Origin of the sequence: Pseudomonas sp. LBUM920 (assembly GCF_003852315.1) — a bacterium.
GTDB lineage: Bacteria > Pseudomonadota > Gammaproteobacteria > Pseudomonadales > Pseudomonadaceae > Aquipseudomonas.
Window position 1 is genome coordinate 6,074,489 of the sequence record NZ_CP027762.1, and the last position, 16,163, is coordinate 6,090,651.

At 62.9% G+C, this 16,163-nt stretch carries 18 protein-coding genes; 6 read left to right on the forward strand and 12 right to left on the reverse strand.

Features of this window, described 5'->3' with window-relative positions:
* Positions 1 to 167: 167 nt before the first annotated feature.
* Together C4J83_RS28230 and C4J83_RS28235 are read left to right on the forward strand one after the other, a co-directional pair.
* Positions 168 to 1,574, forward strand: coding sequence for an adenosylmethionine--8-amino-7-oxononanoate transaminase (locus C4J83_RS28230; RefSeq protein WP_119737513.1), 1,407 nt, complete (start codon positions 168 to 170; stop codon positions 1,572 to 1,574).
* A gap of 31 nt (positions 1,575 to 1,605) precedes the next feature.
* Positions 1,606 to 2,325 (forward strand): 16S rRNA (uracil(1498)-N(3))-methyltransferase, encoded by a 720-nt coding sequence (locus C4J83_RS28235; RefSeq protein WP_124418640.1) that lies wholly within the window; start codon positions 1,606 to 1,608, stop codon positions 2,323 to 2,325.
* Positions 2,326 to 2,455: 130 nt separating this feature from the next.
* On the opposite strand, the gene C4J83_RS28240 is transcribed toward C4J83_RS28235, so the two are convergent.
* Together C4J83_RS28240 and C4J83_RS28245 are read right to left on the reverse strand one after the other, a co-directional pair.
* The gene (locus C4J83_RS28240) at positions 2,456 to 3,358 is read right to left on the reverse strand and encodes a transporter substrate-binding domain-containing protein (protein WP_124418641.1); all 903 of its coding nucleotides are present in this window, start codon (positions 3,356 to 3,358) and stop codon (positions 2,456 to 2,458) included.
* A 28-nt stretch (positions 3,359 to 3,386) separates the two neighbouring features.
* Complete coding sequence (locus C4J83_RS28245) at positions 3,387 to 4,628, reverse strand: D-amino acid dehydrogenase (RefSeq protein WP_124418642.1); 1,242 nt, start codon at positions 4,626 to 4,628, stop codon at positions 3,387 to 3,389.
* 108 nt (positions 4,629 to 4,736) lie between these two features.
* Between C4J83_RS28245 and C4J83_RS28250 the strand changes: the two genes are divergently transcribed.
* Positions 4,737 to 5,639, forward strand: a complete 903-nt coding sequence (locus C4J83_RS28250; protein WP_124418643.1) for a LysR family transcriptional regulator — start codon at positions 4,737 to 4,739, stop codon at positions 5,637 to 5,639.
* 143 nt (positions 5,640 to 5,782) lie between these two features.
* Here the strand turns inward: C4J83_RS28250 and trhA are convergent, their stop codons facing one another.
* Entirely contained in the window at positions 5,783 to 6,400 is a 618-nt protein-coding gene (trhA, locus tag C4J83_RS28255; RefSeq protein WP_124418644.1) for a PAQR family membrane homeostasis protein TrhA, read from the reverse strand.
* Between the two features lie 237 nt (positions 6,401 to 6,637).
* Between trhA and C4J83_RS28260 the strand changes: the two genes are divergently transcribed.
* From C4J83_RS28260 to C4J83_RS28270, 3 genes are read left to right on the forward strand one after another with little or no spacing between them, the layout of a single operon-like run.
* Entirely contained in the window at positions 6,638 to 7,204 is a 567-nt protein-coding gene (locus C4J83_RS28260; RefSeq protein ID WP_124418645.1) for a chromate transporter, read from the forward strand.
* A complete protein-coding gene (locus C4J83_RS28265; protein ID WP_106575651.1) occupies positions 7,204 to 7,746 on the forward strand; it encodes a chromate transporter in 543 nt (180 codons plus the stop codon). Before C4J83_RS28260 ends, C4J83_RS28265 begins: the two co-directional genes overlap by 1 nt.
* A 37-nt stretch (positions 7,747 to 7,783) precedes the next feature.
* A complete protein-coding gene (locus C4J83_RS28270; RefSeq protein ID WP_124418646.1) occupies positions 7,784 to 8,704 on the forward strand; it encodes a LysR family transcriptional regulator in 921 nt (306 codons plus the stop codon).
* A 106-nt stretch (positions 8,705 to 8,810) separates the two neighbouring features.
* Here the strand turns inward: C4J83_RS28270 and madM are convergent, their stop codons facing one another.
* The 9 genes from madM to mdcA all read right to left on the reverse strand — a co-directional run bounded on the left by madM (position 8,811) and on the right by mdcA (position 15,940).
* Positions 8,811 to 9,575, reverse strand: coding sequence for a malonate transporter subunit MadM (gene madM / locus C4J83_RS28275; RefSeq protein WP_119737496.1), 765 nt, complete (start codon positions 9,573 to 9,575; stop codon positions 8,811 to 8,813).
* Position 9,576: 1 nt separating this feature from the next.
* Positions 9,577 to 9,981 carry a malonate transporter subunit MadL gene (gene madL / locus C4J83_RS28280; protein ID WP_106575654.1) on the reverse strand — a complete coding sequence of 135 codons (405 nt, stop codon included), beginning with the start codon at positions 9,979 to 9,981 and terminating at the stop codon, positions 9,577 to 9,579.
* 67 nt (positions 9,982 to 10,048) lie between these two features.
* Entirely contained in the window at positions 10,049 to 10,948 is a 900-nt protein-coding gene (gene mdcH, locus C4J83_RS28285; RefSeq protein WP_124418647.1) for a malonate decarboxylase subunit epsilon, read from the reverse strand.
* Positions 10,945 to 11,541, reverse strand: a complete 597-nt coding sequence (locus C4J83_RS28290) for a malonate decarboxylase holo-ACP synthase (RefSeq protein ID WP_124418648.1) — start codon at positions 11,539 to 11,541, stop codon at positions 10,945 to 10,947. Before C4J83_RS28290 ends, mdcH begins: the two co-directional genes overlap by 4 nt.
* Positions 11,535 to 12,305, reverse strand: coding sequence for a biotin-independent malonate decarboxylase subunit gamma (gene mdcE, locus C4J83_RS28295; RefSeq protein WP_124418649.1), 771 nt, complete (start codon positions 12,303 to 12,305; stop codon positions 11,535 to 11,537). The genes C4J83_RS28290 and mdcE overlap by 7 nt, the downstream gene beginning before the upstream one ends.
* Positions 12,302 to 13,144 carry a biotin-independent malonate decarboxylase subunit beta gene (locus C4J83_RS28300; RefSeq protein WP_124418650.1) on the reverse strand — a complete coding sequence of 281 codons (843 nt, stop codon included), beginning with the start codon at positions 13,142 to 13,144 and terminating at the stop codon, positions 12,302 to 12,304. Before C4J83_RS28300 ends, mdcE begins: the two co-directional genes overlap by 4 nt.
* A complete protein-coding gene (locus C4J83_RS28305) occupies positions 13,137 to 13,436 on the reverse strand; it encodes a malonate decarboxylase subunit delta (RefSeq protein WP_056857713.1) in 300 nt (99 codons plus the stop codon). The genes C4J83_RS28300 and C4J83_RS28305 overlap by 8 nt, the downstream gene beginning before the upstream one ends.
* Entirely contained in the window at positions 13,436 to 14,269 is an 834-nt protein-coding gene (locus C4J83_RS28310; protein ID WP_124418651.1) for a triphosphoribosyl-dephospho-CoA synthase, read from the reverse strand. The genes C4J83_RS28305 and C4J83_RS28310 overlap by 1 nt, the downstream gene beginning before the upstream one ends.
* On the reverse strand, positions 14,270 to 15,940 hold the full coding sequence (mdcA, locus tag C4J83_RS28315) for a malonate decarboxylase subunit alpha (protein WP_124418652.1): 1,671 nt from the start codon (positions 15,938 to 15,940) through the stop codon (positions 14,270 to 14,272).
* Positions 15,941 to 16,163 lie beyond the last annotated feature (223 nt).

Consider the following 16,163-nt stretch of genomic DNA (forward strand, 5'->3'; position numbering starts at 1 on the left):
ACAGTACGTTAACAATGGATTAAGGACTATTCCTGAGAAACGTGACAGACCGTCCCGCGTTTACTGCCAATTCATCCGTAATGGGTTGTGGCACCGCCTGGCATTGCATAGGCTTGCGCGATTGTTACGCCTGCGCCGGCCGCAGGACCGCTTCGAGGAGATAACCGATGGGCTTGAATAACCAGTGGATGCAACGCGACCTCGCGGTGCTGTGGCATCCCTGCACCCAAATGAAAGATCACCAGCAACTGCCGCTGATCCCGATCAAGCGCGGTGAAGGCGTGTGGCTGGAAGACTTCGAAGGCAAGCGCTACCTCGATGCGGTCAGTTCCTGGTGGGTCAACGTATTCGGCCACGCCAACCCGCGCATCAACCAGCGCATCAAGGATCAGGTCGACCAACTGGAACACGTGATCCTCGCCGGTTTCAGCCACCAGCCGGTGATCGAGCTGTCCGAACGCCTGGTCAAAATGACGCCCGAAGGCCTGACCCGCTGCTTCTACGCCGATAACGGTTCGTCGTGCATCGAAGTCGCGTTGAAGATGAGCTTTCACTATTGGCTCAACCGCGGCCTGCCGAACAAAAAGCGCTTCGTGACCCTGACCAACAGCTACCACGGCGAAACCATAGCCGCGATGTCGGTAGGCGATGTGCCGCTGTTTACCGAAACCTACAAGGCCTTGCTGCTGGACACCATCAAGGTGCCGAGCCCGGACTGCTACCTGCGCCCCGACGGCATGAGCTGGGAAGAACATTCCCGGAACATGTTCCTGGCCATGGAACAGACCCTTGCCGAAAACCACGACACCGTCGCCGCCGTGATCGTCGAACCGCTGATCCAGGGCGCCGGCGGCATGCGCATGTACCATCCGGTGTACCTCAAGCTGCTGCGCGAGGCCTGCGACCGCTACGGCGTGCACCTGATCCACGATGAAATCGCTGTGGGCTTCGGCCGTACCGGCACGATGTTCGCCTGTGAACAGGCCGGCATCCGTCCGGACTTCCTGTGCCTGTCCAAGGCCCTCACCGGCGGCTACCTGCCGTTGGCGGCCGTGGTCACCACCGACGATGTCTACGACGCCTTCTACGACGACTACCCGACCCTGCGCGCCTTCCTGCACTCCCACAGCTACACCGGCAACCCGCTGGCGTGCGCGGCGGCCCTGGCGACCCTGGATATTTTCGAAGAAGACAACGTCATCGAAAACAACAAGGCGCTGGCCCAGCGCATGGCCACCGCCACCGCGCACCTGGCGGACCACCCGCACGTCTCGGAAGTGCGCCAGACCGGCATGGTGCTGGCCATCGAGATGGTCCAGGACAAAGCCACCAAGACCGCCTACCCGTGGCAGGAACGCCGTGGCCTGAAAGTCTTCGAACATGCCCTGGAGCGCGGCGCGCTGTTGCGGCCGTTGGGCAGCGTGGTGTATTTCCTGCCGCCGTATGTGATCACACCGGAGCAGATCGACTTTTTGGCTGAAGTGGCCAGTGAAGGCATCGATATCGCCACCAACGATAAAGTCAGCGTTGCGGTGCCGAAAGACTTCCACCCAGGCTTCCGTGATCCGGGCTGATAGCACCTACTTAAATTTCCAGAGAACAGAAATGAGACTGTCCCGCTTTTTCACCGACACCCCGCTGAGCCTTGGCGAGCACGAACTGCCCGAAGCCCAGGCCCACTACATCAGCCGTGTATTGCGCATGGGCGAAGGCGATGCCGTGCAACTGTTCGACGGCTCCGGCCAGGAGTTTTTGGGCACATTGCTGGAGGTCGGTAAAAAACGCGTCAGCGTGCAACTCACGCAAAGTTTCGCAGGCCAGAGCGAATCGCCGCTGCACATCCACCTCGGCCAGGGCCTGTCCCGGGGCGAGCGTATGGACTGGGCGATTCAGAAAGCCACCGAGCTGGGCGTAAATGAAATCACGCCGATCTTCAGCGACCGCTGCGAAGTGCGCCTCAAGGACGAGCGCGCCGACAAGCGCCTGCTGCACTGGCGCCAGGTGGCGATCAGCGCGTGCGAGCAATGCGGGCGTTCGACGGTGCCGGTGATTCATCCGCCGCTGCTGCTGGCAGACTGGTTGAAGCAGGCCCAGGCGGAGTTGAAGCTGGTGCTGCACCCGGTGGCCGCGCCGATGATCAGCCATGCCAAGCCTGCCAGCCTGGCGTTTTTGATCGGGCCTGAAGGTGGCTTGACCGATAACGAAGTCGACACCGCCCAAAGCGCCGGCTTCCACGCCGCCCGCCTCGGCCCGCGCGTGCTGCGCACTGAGACGGCGCCAGTGGTGGCGCTGGCCGTCGCCCAGCAACTGTGGGGCGACTTCTAACCCCGCTGTGCAAACCCTAACCCAATGTGGGAGCGCGCTTGCTCGCCAATGCGGTGGATCAGTCAGCCTGTTTATCAACTGACACACTGCCTTCGCGAGCAAACCCGCTGCCACATTTTGGATTGGGTTGTCAGTCCACCGGATCACTGACCGGCTTGGCGATAATCGCCTTCAACTCAGCCGTCATCGGGAATTCCAGGTTCAAGCCCTTGGGCGGGATCGGCTGTTCAAACCAGCGCTGGTAAATCCCGTTGATTTCCCCGGAGCGGTAAAGGTCAGCCAGCGTTTCGTTGACCACCGCCAGAAGCTGCGGGTCGTCCTTGCGCACCATGCAGCTGTAGATCTCCCGCGACTGCTCCTTGCCCACCACCACCCAGCGGTGCGGGTCGCGGGCCTTGGCGCGCTCGCCGTAGAGCAGCGCATCGTCCATGTAAAACGCCGCCGCGCGGCCGGTCTCAAGCATCTTGAAGGCTTCGCCGTGGTCCTTGGCACTGATCACCGACATGTTGCTGTTGTGTTCGGCGTTGTTGTGCTTGAGGTACCGCTCATTGGTGGTGCCGGCGGTGGTCACCACGTTCTTGCCCTTGAGGTCGTCAAACCCGTTGATGCCGCTGTCCCTGGCGGTCAGCAACTGGCCCTTCACGTAGATAAACCCGTACGAAAACGCCACCTGTTTCTGGCGCTCGGCGGTCACCCCGGTGGAGCCGCATTCCAGGTCCACAGTGCCGTTCTGCACCAGCGGGATGCGGGTCTGAGACGTCACCAGGGTGTACTTCACGCCAAGGTTGGCCACGCCGATTTTCTGCTGGATGCGCTCGACGATCTTGCTCGCCAACTCTACTGAATAGCCCATGGGTTGGCCGCTGTTGTCACCCACGTAGGAAAACGGCACAGACGCATCGCGATAACCCAGCGTGATGGACCTGGCGCTGGCGATCTTGCCTAACGTGCCGTCCAGAGGTGCTTCAGTCGCCTGAGCCTGAGCGCCCAACAAAAGCCCCAGGGTGCAGCCGGTCAACAGGATTTTTTTCATTGTTATTCTCCGTTGGTGGTGTGACGAATCAAGCCGCGCGGGGCGCCAGGCCCTGCATATCAATGGAAGGCACCTGCTGGCCGATCAGCTCGGCCAGCAGTTGGCCGCTGCCACAGGCCAAGGTAAAGCCGAGCGCACCGTGGCCCAGGTTCAGCCACAGATTGCGATAAGCACTCGCGCCAATCAGCGGCACACCGGTCGGAGTGGCCGGGCGCATGCCGGCCCATTCGACCGCCTGGGCGTAATCGCCGCCATGGGGAAAGGTCTCCAGCGCCTGGCGTTTGATCAGCGCCAGGCGCTTGGGCTCAAGGCGGGCGTCGAAACCGACAATATCCACCATGGCGGCGACTCGCAGCTGCTCGCCGATCCGCGCGTAGACGATCTTGCGGTCGTAATCGGTGATGCTCACATTCGGCGCCTGGTGCTGCGCGTCAATCGGCACGCTCAGGCTGTAGCCTTTGAGCGGATACAGCGCAAGGGCCAGGCCCGGCAACGCTAACTCGGCGCTGCGATGCCCGGCAGCGATTACAAGCTGGTCCACCGGCATCATTTCATCGCCTAGATCGATGGCCTGCACCGCACCGTCGCCGTGACGTAGTTCCGTGACCTTGCGGCCAAGCAAAAACGAGCAGCGCCCGGAAGCCTCAAGCCGCGCGGCCAGTCGTTGGCAGAAGGCATGGCAATCTGCGACCTCTTCATTTGGCGTGTAAATACCGCCGACAAAACCATCCCCCACCAGCGCCGGCTCCAGGCGCGCGCACTCCGCGGCCGACAGCACCTGCTGTTGCAGAAAATCGGTGACCTTGCTGCGCGCAAGCTCAAAGGTGCCGGCACTGCGAAAGGTCACCAGCTTGCCGTTGCGCCGCCAGTCGAAGCCGTCCAGGCGATCATCCTCGCGCCATTGCTGCAAGGTGGCCTGGCTCAAAGACGCCAGGCGCAGCAGGTGAGCGGCATTACGCTTGTTCACCGACCCCCGGCAGGCGCCGAGGAAGGACGCCATCCAGCGCCATTGCCGGGGATCGAGACGCGGGCGCAGGGTCAACGGTGAGTCCCCACGCAGCAGCCAGCCCAGCGCTTGCAGGGGCACGCCGGCGTCGGCCAGCGGCGCGACATAGCGGTAAGACAGTTGCCCGCCGTTGGCAAAACTGGTTTCGCTGCCCAGGCTGTCGCGCGCGTCGATCACCGTGACCTCATGGCCTGCGCGCACCAAGGCGTATGCACTCGCCAAACCGATGACACCGCCGCCGATGATGCAAACCCGCTTGGCCATTCCCCTCACCCACAATTGAATTGACAGGCCTCAAGCCTAGGGGCAGGTGACAGGCCACCGACAATGAATAAAGATGGCTCACCTATAAACAAAGGTTATGGACGTGCCATGCGCTTGCGTCATATCGAAATCTTCCAGGCCATCCGCCAGACCGGCTCGGTCAGCGCCGCCGCGCAGTTGCTGCACGTCTCGCAACCGGCGGTGACCAAGGTGTTGCAGCATGCCGAGCTGCAACTGGGTTTCCCGCTGTTTCTGCGCGTGCGCGGCAAACTGCAGCCCACCCCGGAAGCCCTGGCGCTGGAACGCGAAGTCGAGAAAGTCACCGAGAGCCTGCAAGGTGTGCGGCGGCTGGCCAAAAGCTTGCGCCGCGAACCGGGCCAAAGTGTGCGCATTGGCGCGATCCCTGCCCTGGCATTGTCACTGCTGCCGCCTTCGATTCTGGAGTGGAAGCGCGCCTACCCGGACATCGCCTGCGAGCTGTCCAGCGACCACAGCCGTGAGCTGGTGCAGAAGCTGTTGATGCGTGAGATCGACCTGGCGCTGACGCTCAACTTTTCCGGCCATCCGGGTTTAACCACGCAAGTGTTGGCCAACGGGGTGCTGGTGGCGTTGGCTTCCAAGGGTTACTGGCCTGAGGCCGAGATGAGCAAACCGTTGCCACTGGCTGACCTGGCGGGGGCGCCGCTGATTGGCCTGTCCAGTGCCGACCCCTTGGCGGCAAAGCTCGACAGCTACCTGGAAAACGTCGACCCGCCGCCACGAGTGACCATTTCTGTGCAGACCTATTCCCTGGCCCGGGCCATGGTGGAGTCCGGCGCCGGCCTGACCGTGATCGATCCCTTCACCGCCCTCGGCGCATCGACGGCCACCACCTGCATCCGCACGCTCACCCCGCCGCTGCCGATCACCCTGTACGCGCTGACCCGCGCCGATGAGCCGCCGCCGCATATGCTGTCCAGCCTGCTGCAGATTTTCGGCAAGCGCGCCCGTGAACGGCTAGAACGCTTGTGATAACACCACCCAACCAGTGTGGGAGCAGGCTTGCTCGCGAAAGCGGTGTGTCATTCAACGCATCCAGCGACTGATACACCGCATTCGCGAGCAAGCCCGCTCCCACACAATCCCGCTCCCACAGTTTTTGCCCGCGTCGCCTGTTAGAGCACGTAGTGCATGATCGCCACAAAATGCAGCAGGCTGCCGCCGATCACGAACAAGTGCCAGATGCCATGGGAGTGGCGCAGGCGATCTTCCAGGGCAAAAAAGATAATCCCGACGGTGTACAACACCCCGCCCGAAGCCAGCCATACAAACCCCGCCGTGCCCAACGCGGCAATCAGCGGCTTGACCGCCACCAGCACGATCCAGCCCATCACCGCGTAAATCACAATCGACAGGATGCGCGCCTCGGAGCGCGGCTTGATCTCCTGCAGGATGCCGATCACCGCCAGTCCCCACACGATTCCGAACAGTGTCCAACCCCACGGCCCGCGCAGCGTCACCAGGCAAAACGGCGTGTAGCTGCCCGCGATCAACAGGTAGATCGAAAAGTGGTCGACCTTCTGCATGATCTCTTTTCGTCGCCCGCGCACGCTGTGGTACACGGTGGACGCGCTGTACAGCACCAGCAGCGTAAAACCATAAATCGCCACGCTGACAATCTTCCAGGGGCTGCCGTCCAGGCTTGCCACCACCAACATCCACACTGCGCCAACAAAAGCTGCAACCGCCCCGACCAAATGGCTCCAGGCGTTAAATCGTTCCCCGTGATACATGTGTCACTCACCTCGCATAACGGTTACCACCTTGAGCATTCTGACGCCACCCTACCCATATCAGGTAACACCCTTTCTTCATTTGCCCAAATACCCACGTCCATAGATGATTCGCTTCATCCTGTGGGCGCTGGCTTGCCTGCGATAAGGGCCTAACACTCAACCTCTCTCTCGACTGTTACGCCGCAATCGCAGGCAAGCCAGCGCCCACGTAAAAGCGTCCTATAGGTAATTGCCATGCCCGAGCTAGAACCCGCCCCGCCTCATCCCAGCCTATGGCAGCTGTTTTACAACTTTGCCATGGTCGGCCTGTTCGGCTTTGGCGGCGTCATGCCCTGGGCGCGACAGATGATGGTCGACCGGCGCCGCTGGGTCAGCGAGCAAAGCTTCAATGAACTGCTGACCACCGGCCAGTTCTTCCCCGGCCCCAATATCGCCAACGTTGGCATCATCTACGGGCGGCGCCTGCATGGCTTGCCCGGTGCGGTTGTGACCGTCTGTGGGCTGTACCTGTTCCCCTCGTTGATCACCGTGCTCGCCGGATTTGCCTATGCCAAGTGGTGGAGCCACGACGTGGTACAGCAGGTCTTCGGCGCGGTGATGCCGATTGCCACGGGTTTGATGCTCGGCACCACGCTGCGCCTGCTCAAGGCCATGCCGCGCACGCTCGCCAACTACAGCGCCTTCGTGTTGACCTTCGTATTGATGGCGGTCTTTGTGTTGCCGCTGTGGATGGTCTTGCTGATCTGCATTCCCAGCTCCCTGGCCTTGAGCTTTATCGGTTCGAACAAGGTGGCCGGCTGATGCAGACCGTCCTGCTGCACCTGATGATCCAATGCGCGCTGTGGTCGTTGATGGCGATTGGCGGCAACACGGTGGCTATCGGCGATATCCATCGCTACACCGTGGTCGACATGCACTGGATCACCGACGCGCAATTTGTCGCCTTCTTCGCCTTGTCCCAGGCGTTGCCAGGGCCCAACGGCATGTTCCTGGTGTTTATCGGCCAGCAGGCGGCAGGTTTGCCCGGCGCACTGGTGGCACTGCTGGCCAAGCTGGTGCCCTGTTCGGTGCTGGCTTACCTGGGCGCCGGCTGGCTGGAACGGCACACCCGAACGCCGTGGGTGCAACGGGTCAAACGCAGCCTGCTGCCGATCTCCATCGGCCTGATCCTCGCCTCAACCTACATCCTGATGAACAGCCTGGAAAACAACGCGACCAGCCTGGTGCTGACCCTGGCCAGCGCCGCCGTGGTGTATTACACGCGGCTCAACGCGATCTGGCTGATCATCTGTGGCGTGCTGCTGGGCCTGGGCAGTGCATGGCTGGGAGTGAACTGGTTTTAGGGGCACAATCGAGGGCATTCGACTAAGAGCCACGGCCATGCTGATCGACGAAGAATTCACCCTCAAGAAGCTCGAGATCTTCCTGGCGTTCATGCGCACCGGCAACCTGGCCCGCGCCGCTGCCGAGTTGCAAACCAGCAACGTCAGCGTGCACCGCGCCATCCACTCGCTGGAAAACGCGCTGCGCTGCCCGCTGTTCAAACACGAAGGGCGCAACCTCACCCCGCTGGAAAGCGCCTACGTGCTGGAAGAGCGCGCGCAAAAGCTGGTGGCCGACGTGGTCGACAGTGTGCGCCTGACCCGCGAAGCCGCGGGGTTCTCGGCTGAGCGCTTCAAGCTGGGCTCGCTGTATTCGCTGACGGTCAAAACCGTACCGCAGCTGATCATGGGCCTGAAAATCAGGCGCAGCGAACTCAATATCGACCTGATCCTGGGCTCCAACTTTGACCTGCTCTACAAGCTCAAGAACATGGAAGTCGACGCGATCCTGATCTCCCTCGACGAACGCGCCAACGACCCCGATTGCGAGCAGATCGCGCTGTTCACCGACGACATCTTCCTCGCCACCCCGGCCGACTCACCCTTCGATCGCGAGCAGGAAATCGACCTGGCCGATGTGCGCGACGCGACCTTCATTACCCTCACCCAAGGCTTCGCCACGCACCAGGATGGCAACCGGGTGTTCAACCAGGCGGGGTTTGAGCCGAAGGTGGCGATGCAGGTGAATGATATCTTCACCTTGCTGAGCATGGTCAGTTCGGGCGTAGGTTATGCACTGCTGCCGGGGCGGATTGCGGCGGTGTATGAGAACCGTGTGAAGTTGATACCCCTGCAATCACGCTACCGCTTGCAGCAGCACATTGGCGTGGTGTTTTTGAAGGCCAAGGAGCGCGACCCGAACTTGCTGGCGTTGTTGGCAGAGTGCCGGATGTATGCCAACCGCCAGGTGCCAACCTGACAAACCGCTTTCGCGAGCAAGCCCGCTCCCACATTTGAAATGCATTCCAAATGTGGGAGCGGGCTTGCTCGCGAAGAGGCCAGACCAATCAACTTGAATTACGGGGTTAGCCAACGATCCCGCGCACAATGAAGTAAAGCAGCGAAGGCCCAAGCAAACACCCCAGCCCAGTATGGAAAGTAGCCGTCAAGGCCCCATACGGCACCAACCGCCGATCCGTCGCCGCCAACCCCGCCGTGACCCCACTCACCGTGCCGGCCAGCCCACCAAACACCATCGCCGAGCGCGGGTTATCCAGGCCCATCCAGCGCGCCGCCACCGGCGTGCCGACCATCACCAGAATCGCCTTGATCAGCCCCGTGGCAATCGACAGCGCCATCACATCCGAGGTCGCGCCAATCGCCGCACCGGTCACAGGGCCAACGATGTAGGTCACGGCGCCCGCGCCGATGGTGGTCATGCTGATCGCATCGCGATAGCCAAACGCCCAGGCCATGCTCGCGCCGACAATAAACGGCAGGATCGTGCCGAGCAGCAACGCAATCACACCGATCAGCCCGGCTTTGCGCGCTTCGGTGGCCTGCACTTCAAACGCGGTGGCAACAATGGCGAAATCGCGCAGCATCGCGCCGCCCATCAAGCCGATGCCGGAGAACAGCGCCATGTCCGCCAGGCCTTTTTGCCCGCCGGTGAGCGTGCCGCCGACCCAGGCCAACACCAGCCCGATCACGATGGCAATCGCCGAGCCATGAATGCGCCCGAACGTCAGGCGCTTGGACAGCACCACGGAAACCCACATCACCACCCCGACAAAGGCAAACGCGGTGACCAGGCTGTTATTTTCCAAACCTTTTTCGATCAGAGGCCACATATCAGCGACCTCCCGCAGCAGCGATCAGCGGCTCTTCGGCGGGCAAGGGTTCGCCCTTGTGCGTGCGGCTGATCAGGGCAATGGTGCAACCGCAGACCACCACCGAACCGATGGCCGCCAGCACCGCGACCGGGCCGCCGTGCAGCGCGGTCACCACGTTTTGTTGCGCGGCCATCGCCACCACCACCGGGATGTACATGGCGCCCCAAAAGCCCACGCCCATTTCGCAGTCTTTGGTCATGCCACCGTGTTTTTGCATCCACAAGCGCGCGCAGATCAGCAGGATCATGGCGATCCCGACACCGCCCACATTGGATTTGACGCCCAGCAACACGCCGAGCATGTCGCCGAGGATCACACCCGCCAACATGCAGATCGCCAACAAGGCCACACCATAAATAATCATCGTTGTTGTCCTCAAAGTGCTTCATCGAAATTGTTGTTTTTGTGCTTCGAAAGCCTTGGGTGGTGCTTTATCGGTGGCGGCGTTCCTCCTCTTGCAGCAGGGCCTGCAAGGTGTCCAGGCGCGCGCCTTCGCAGGCGATCACCGTGCCCTGCTCGAACACGCGGCGTGACAGGCCGGTGAGCACTGCGCCCGGCGGCAGCTCGATTTGCAGGCGCACGCCACGCTCGTAGGCGCTTTGCACGGTGCCGCGCCAATCGACGATGCGGCACATGTTGAAGGCCAGGTCGTCGCGCAGCTGCTCGGGGTTGTGGATCGGCCGCGCGCGGGTGCTGCTCAGGTAAGTAATGCGCGGCGCCTTGAGCGCAACGAATGCTTGCGCCAGCGCCTGGGCAGGCGCCTCCAGCAGCGCGCAATGGGACGGCACGCTGACCGCCAGGCGCTTGGCGACGCCGTTGCCCTTGATGCGCGCCGCGACGCGCTTCATCGCTTCATCGCTGCCAGCAATGACGGTTTGGTTGTCGGCGTTGATGTTGGCCAGGTACACCGGCGTTTGCGGGCTGTGGATTTCGCTCAGTATTTTTTCGACTGTGGATAACTCAGGGCCGATGATTGCGGTCATCCCGTAGCCTTGGGGATAAGCGTGTTGCATCAGCTCGCCGCGCAGGCTGACCAGTTTTACCGCGTCGGCAAACCCCAGGGCGCCCGCGATAACGGCCGCCGGGTAGGCGCCGATGGACAGGCCCGCCACGTAATCCGGCGTGTGTTGCAGCTGACGGGCATGGGCCACGCCGACAATCAGCAGGCACAGTTGAACAGCGCGCGTACTCGCCAAGGCTTGCGCCGAATCGAGTAGGCGAACGTCTTCACCCAAGGCATCACTGGCTTCTTCCAGCACATCAGCCGCCAGCGCCTGGAGCATGCCCGTGCGTTGGGCGCCCTGCCCCGGAAACACCAGAAGGCTGCTCATGCCACGGCCTGCCACGGGTCGAGCACAAGGTGCGCGCCGCTGCAGGTTTTGAGCAGCACACGGCGTGAACCGCCCGCCCACTCGCGCAAGGCGACGGCGCCAAACGGGGTTTGCAGTTGCAGGTCCACGGCGCATGGCGCGGTGTCCAGAATCGCCAGCAAGTCCTCGGCATCACTGCGCTCCAGCCGCTGGGATGTGCGCAGGAGCAAATCCAGGTCGCTTTGCGCATGCAGTGCTTCAACTCCACTGGCCAACTCAAAACCCGCGCTGCCGGTGACGCCCCACGTCTCCTGCGCTAACACGGGTCGTAGTAGATCGAGCGCGCGCAACGCCGGTAAATCCCGTGATGAGGTCACACCGCACAGGGCCTCGGGCACTACTCGCCGCTGCACCGCTGCGATAGGCATCACCGCCGCAAACCGCTGCTCACGCAAACGCCCGCGCACGCCGACGGCCACCTGGCCCGGCTCGGCGATGGCGCGACGCACCACCACCGGATGGCCGGCGTTGATCGCCTCCACCACCCAAGCCGGCGCGTCGGCGGGCAGATGCGCCGGGGTCATGCCCCAAAGCAAGTCGTGAGCGTTCACCATTGCTCCCGCAGCAATTGGCGCACGTGGCTGGAAGCGGCACGGTGGGTGGCGCCCAGGCGCCCTTTTAAATCGGGGCCCGCGACATCGTTGATGGCGTGCAGCAGGCAATCACTGACGCGCACCACGTCGGCTGCCGTGGGGTGTTCAATCTGGCTGACCGACAGCGTCTCCCAGAGCAAACCAAGGCTGGCATAACTGTCGATGTCGTAGGCCATCGGCGGCACACTGGCAGCCAGGGCTTCCAGCTCTTCGACACTGCGCAGGGTCACCCGCGCCGCCGAGGCCTTGCCCATCGCATGCACCATCACGCCGGGGTCGCGCAGAGCAATCAGGCGGTTGGCCTGGTAGCCGTGGGCGAGGAACGCGCCGGACATGGCCTTGCCCACCAGCAGCGCAATCACCGGGTGGCCGGCCAATCGCGCGCGGGCGTAGCTGTCGGCGGCGGCGGCCAGGGCCTGATGGATGCCGAGGGCTTCTTCACGGCGCCCATAGGCTTGGCTGGGCACATCGACGATGGCGATGATCGGGCGCTTGTCGCCACGGGCGATGGCGTCGTCCACCGCCTTGGCCAGGCCCCAGCCTTCCAGCAGGCCGACCTCACCATTGCGCGCACGCGGGAAACGGTTGTGCGCGTCGGTGACCACGGCGATGAAGCGCACGGCTTGCTCACCCAATACGCCGTCGGCGACTTTCAGCGAGGCCGGCAAACCATCCACAGGTGTGGCGCCAGCACTTAATGCGTTGAACCACTGCAGGCCTCTCATGAGCGATCTCCTTGATACAGGTCGCGAACCGTCGCCGCGTCGATCTGCGGCGTAGCATCCAGCTCGGCCAGGCGCGCCAGGTAGAAATCGACCTGACGGCTGCGCGGGTGTTCGGGCAAGCCTTGTTGCAGCAGCTCGGTAACGGTCTGCTGAATCTGCGCCACATCGTCCGCTACGTAGCGGTCGGCCAAGCCGCTGTTGAAGCGTTGTTCGCCGCCCGTGAGGCTCCAGATAAACGGGCGGTCGCGGGAGTCGTATTCGTCCAGCCCGGCTTCCTGCTCGATCACTTGCGGACCATTCAGGCCCAGGCGCGCTTCGCGGGTCACCACCAGATAGCTGCACAGCCCAGCGGCGATAGACATGCCGCCAAAGCAGCCAACAGCGCCCGCCACCACGCCGATCACCGGCTGGTACTGGCGCAGGTCGACAATCGCCGCGTGGATATCGGCAATCGCCGCGAGGCCAAGGTTGGCTTCCTGCAGGCGCACGCCGCCGGTTTCCAGCAACAGCACCGCGCCGGTCGGGATGCCCTTGCGGTTGTCTTCGGCCGCCAATTCCAGCGCACCGGCCATTTTTGCACCGCCGACTTCACCGAGGCTGCCGCCCTGGAAGTTGCCTTCGATAGCGGCCACCACCACCGGCTTTCCGGCGATGCTGCCTTTGGCGATCACCACGCCGTCATCGGCCTGGGGCACCACGCCCTGGCGGCTGAGCCACGGCGACATCACGCGCTGGAAGGGGTCGATCAGTTCGCGATACGTGCCGGCGTCCAGCAAGGCCCTGGCCCGCTGCCGCGCACCGAGTTCCACGAAGCTGTGTTTGCTGAGCAAGTCAGTCATGGCCGATCTCCTCGAAGCCTTGCTCCAGGCGCAAACGCACCACGCCGGGCGTGGCACCGAAGTCGTGGATATCAATCTTCAAAGCGGGTGGCGTGTGCTCCTGGAAGATCCGTTCGAACAGATGCTGCCAGCGTTGTTCGGCGCCATTCACCGAGGTCTGCACCTGGATGGTCAGCGTGCCGGGCGTGCCCGGTTCCAGCAGCACTTCCAGGTCGCCGGAGCCGACGCAACCCACCAGCGCACGGCCTTTGGGCGGCTGCCCGGCGGGGAATTCAAAGGATAAGGTTTCCATCAAAACGCTCCGTCGAGGCGGTCGATAAACAGGCAGGCGGCCAACAGGTCGGCGGCGCCGCCGGGGGAGGCATTCAGGGCCAGTAATTGGTCGTCGAGTTCGTGCAATTGGCGGCGACCGGTGAGGGTCGCGCTGCCGCCTGCGTCCAGTACGGCTTGAGCGCCGCGTTGCATGGCGTGCAAGCCTTCGGTGCCGGCGCGGTAGAGCACGCAGGTGTCGGCGAGGTTGGTCATGATGGCGAGCAAGGCGTCCAGGCGGGCGTTCTGTTCGCCAGCGTTTTGCCGGCGGCTTCTGTGCAGTTGCGGCAGGCCGCGCTGCATCACCGACGGGAAGCCCAGTTGCGCTTCTTCACGGGCACCGCGTGCGCCGTAGCGTTGTGCAACCTGGGCGCCGTGGCTCATCGGCTGCGGCGCGTAGCGGTCGTTGAGCAGGGCCAGCTTGGCCGCCGTCAGCGTGACACTGCGTGGTTCCAGCGCCGCCGCAGCAGTGAGCAAACCGAGCGCCCAGATCGCGCCGCGATGAGTGTTCACGCCATTGGTGGTGGTGAGCATCGCCTGCTCGCCTTCACGGCCAATGCGCCCGAGGGCTTCGCGCAAGGGCAAACCGACTTCACCGAACTCAAGCGCGGCTTCCGCCATCTCCTTGAACATCGGCCACAGCGACAGCGCCGAAGCGTGCATCAGGCCCAGGTGCAAATCGCTGTGGGCGCCATTGCCGCGACGGTCCACCAAGGCCGGTTTTGGCGACAAGTCCGCCTCATCTATCAATGCGTCGACGGCCATGTCTGCCAAGCGATCAGCCAGGCTGAGTTCATGCAATTTGAGGGCGCGCATTTACCAGCTCCTGAATTTGGCGGGCGGGTTGTACAGGCCACCGGACCACTCCACCAAGTCGGCCACGCTCTTGGCGGCCAACAGCTCGCGGGTGGCGTCGGTGCGGCGGATGCCGAGGTCTTCGGGCAACGCGATCAAGCCTTCGCGGCGCATGCGCGCGGTGTCATTGGGGTTGTGGCGCAGGCCGATGGCGGTGACGCCAGCGACGGCGGCGATCATCGCCTGGCGCTCTTCCAGCGAACGCGCCTTGTACAGGTAGGCGATGCCTTCTTCGGTGAGCAAGTGGGTGACGTCGTCGCCGTAGATCATGATCGGCGCCAGCGGCATGCCGCTTTTGCGCGCCACTTCCACTGCATCGAGGGTCTCGACGAAGGTCGGTTTGCCGCCTTCCTGGAAGGTTTCGACCATCTGCACCACGAGTTTTTTGCCGCGTTCGAGCAGGGCTTCCGGCGCGTCGTCGTGGCGCATATCCAGCCAGGCTGGAGTGCCATGCCGACGACCGCGTGGGTCATGGCCCATGTTCGGCGCACCACCAAACCCGGCGAGGCGGCCACGGGTCACGGTGGAGGAATGCCCGTCGCCATCTACTTGCAGGGTGGCGCCGATAAACAGGTCCACCGCGTACTGGCCGGCGAGTTGGCAGAACATGCGGTTGGAGCGCATCGAGCCGTCGCGGCCGGTGAAGAACACATCAGGCCGTGCGGCGATGTAGTTTTCCATGCCCAATTCGGTGCCGAAGCAATGCACGCTTTCCACCCAACCGCTTTCGATGGCGGGGATCAAGGTTGGGTGCGGGTTGAGGGTCCAGTTGCGGCAGATTTTGCCTTTGAGGCCGAGGGATTCGCCGTAGGTCGGCAGGATCAATTCGATGGCGGCCGTATTGAAACCGATACCGTGGTTGAGCGACTGCACATTGTGTTTTTCGTAGATGCCACGGATCGCCATCATCGCCATCAGCACATGCACCGGCTTGATATGGCGCGGGTCGCGGGTGAACAGCGGCTCGATGTAGAACGGCTTGTCGGCCACCACCACAAAATCCACCCAGCTTGCGGGGATGTCGACGCGGGGCAAATCGGTGACGTCATCCACCAACTGGTTGACCTGCACGATGACGATGCCATCGCTGAATGCTGCCGGCTCGATCAACGCCGGGGTGTCTTCGGTGCTGGCGCCGGTGTAGATATTGCCGGCGCGGTCGGCCATGAAACCGGCCGAGAGCACGACGTTGGGGATCAGGTCCACCACCAGCCGCGCATAGAGTTCGATGTAAGTGTGGATTGCGCCAATTTCCAGCAGGCCGTCTTCCAGCAACTGGCTGATGCGCAGGGATTGGGTGCCGGCAAAGGAGAAATCCAGCTTGCGCGCGATGCCCTTTTCAAACAGGTCCAGATGCTCGGATCGCCCGACGCTGGGCATGATCATGTGCAAATCGTGGAGCTTGGCCGGGTCGGCCTTGGCCAGGGAGCGCGAGAGGAAGTCGGCCTGCTTCTGGTTGTTGCCCTCCAGCACCACGCGGTCGCCGGGGAGGATCAGCGCTTCCAGCGCCTCGACGATTCTGTCACAGGGCAACACCGCCCCGTCTGCGTATTTTTTGACCAGCCCGAGGCGCCGCTGCTTCTCGTCGCGCCGCCGCGTCCAGCGCGAGTCGGGGGTGATGGTTGTTGTCATGGTCGCTCCACGGGGTTTGCTGTCGTGGGCTGTACCTTAGGAGTGAACGTGGGGGGTATCAATCAAGCCCAAAGGCGGATCGTTACGGCTGGAGTAATGGATCGTCAGCAATCGTTGAGCCAGGACCAAATGAAGATCAAAAAGTGGGAGCGGGCTTGCTCGCGAATGCGGTGGGTCAGTTACACATTTGCCGACTGACACCCTGCATTCGCGGGCAAGCCCG

What these genes read in the sequence shown, in the direction of transcription:
- C4J83_RS28230 (WP_119737513.1), top strand. Translation starts at nt 168, where the DNA reads ATGGGCTTGAATAACCAGTGGATGCAACGCGACCTCGCGGTGCTGTGG.
- C4J83_RS28235 (WP_124418640.1), top strand. Translation starts at nt 1,606, where the DNA reads ATGAGACTGTCCCGCTTTTTCACCGACACCCCGCTGAGCCTTGGCGAG.
- C4J83_RS28240 (WP_124418641.1), bottom strand. Translation starts at nt 3,358, where the DNA reads ATGAAAAAAATCCTGTTGACCGGCTGCACCCTGGGGCTTTTGTTGGGC.
- C4J83_RS28245 (WP_124418642.1), bottom strand. Translation starts at nt 4,628, where the DNA reads ATGGCCAAGCGGGTTTGCATCATCGGCGGCGGTGTCATCGGTTTGGCG.
- C4J83_RS28250 (WP_124418643.1), top strand. Translation starts at nt 4,737, where the DNA reads ATGCGCTTGCGTCATATCGAAATCTTCCAGGCCATCCGCCAGACCGGC.
- trhA (WP_124418644.1), bottom strand. Translation starts at nt 6,400, where the DNA reads ATGTATCACGGGGAACGATTTAACGCCTGGAGCCATTTGGTCGGGGCG.
- C4J83_RS28260 (WP_124418645.1), top strand. Translation starts at nt 6,638, where the DNA reads ATGCCCGAGCTAGAACCCGCCCCGCCTCATCCCAGCCTATGGCAGCTG.
- C4J83_RS28265 (WP_106575651.1), top strand. Translation starts at nt 7,204, where the DNA reads ATGCAGACCGTCCTGCTGCACCTGATGATCCAATGCGCGCTGTGGTCG.
- C4J83_RS28270 (WP_124418646.1), top strand. Translation starts at nt 7,784, where the DNA reads ATGCTGATCGACGAAGAATTCACCCTCAAGAAGCTCGAGATCTTCCTG.
- madM (WP_119737496.1), bottom strand. Translation starts at nt 9,575, where the DNA reads ATGTGGCCTCTGATCGAAAAAGGTTTGGAAAATAACAGCCTGGTCACC.
- madL (WP_106575654.1), bottom strand. Translation starts at nt 9,981, where the DNA reads ATGATTATTTATGGTGTGGCCTTGTTGGCGATCTGCATGTTGGCGGGT.
- mdcH (WP_124418647.1), bottom strand. Translation starts at nt 10,948, where the DNA reads ATGAGCAGCCTTCTGGTGTTTCCGGGGCAGGGCGCCCAACGCACGGGC.
- C4J83_RS28290 (WP_124418648.1), bottom strand. Translation starts at nt 11,541, where the DNA reads ATGGTGAACGCTCACGACTTGCTTTGGGGCATGACCCCGGCGCATCTG.
- mdcE (WP_124418649.1), bottom strand. Translation starts at nt 12,305, where the DNA reads ATGAGAGGCCTGCAGTGGTTCAACGCATTAAGTGCTGGCGCCACACCT.
- C4J83_RS28300 (WP_124418650.1), bottom strand. Translation starts at nt 13,144, where the DNA reads ATGACTGACTTGCTCAGCAAACACAGCTTCGTGGAACTCGGTGCGCGG.
- C4J83_RS28305 (WP_056857713.1), bottom strand. Translation starts at nt 13,436, where the DNA reads ATGGAAACCTTATCCTTTGAATTCCCCGCCGGGCAGCCGCCCAAAGGC.
- C4J83_RS28310 (WP_124418651.1), bottom strand. Translation starts at nt 14,269, where the DNA reads ATGCGCGCCCTCAAATTGCATGAACTCAGCCTGGCTGATCGCTTGGCA.
- mdcA (WP_124418652.1), bottom strand. Translation starts at nt 15,940, where the DNA reads ATGACAACAACCATCACCCCCGACTCGCGCTGGACGCGGCGGCGCGAC.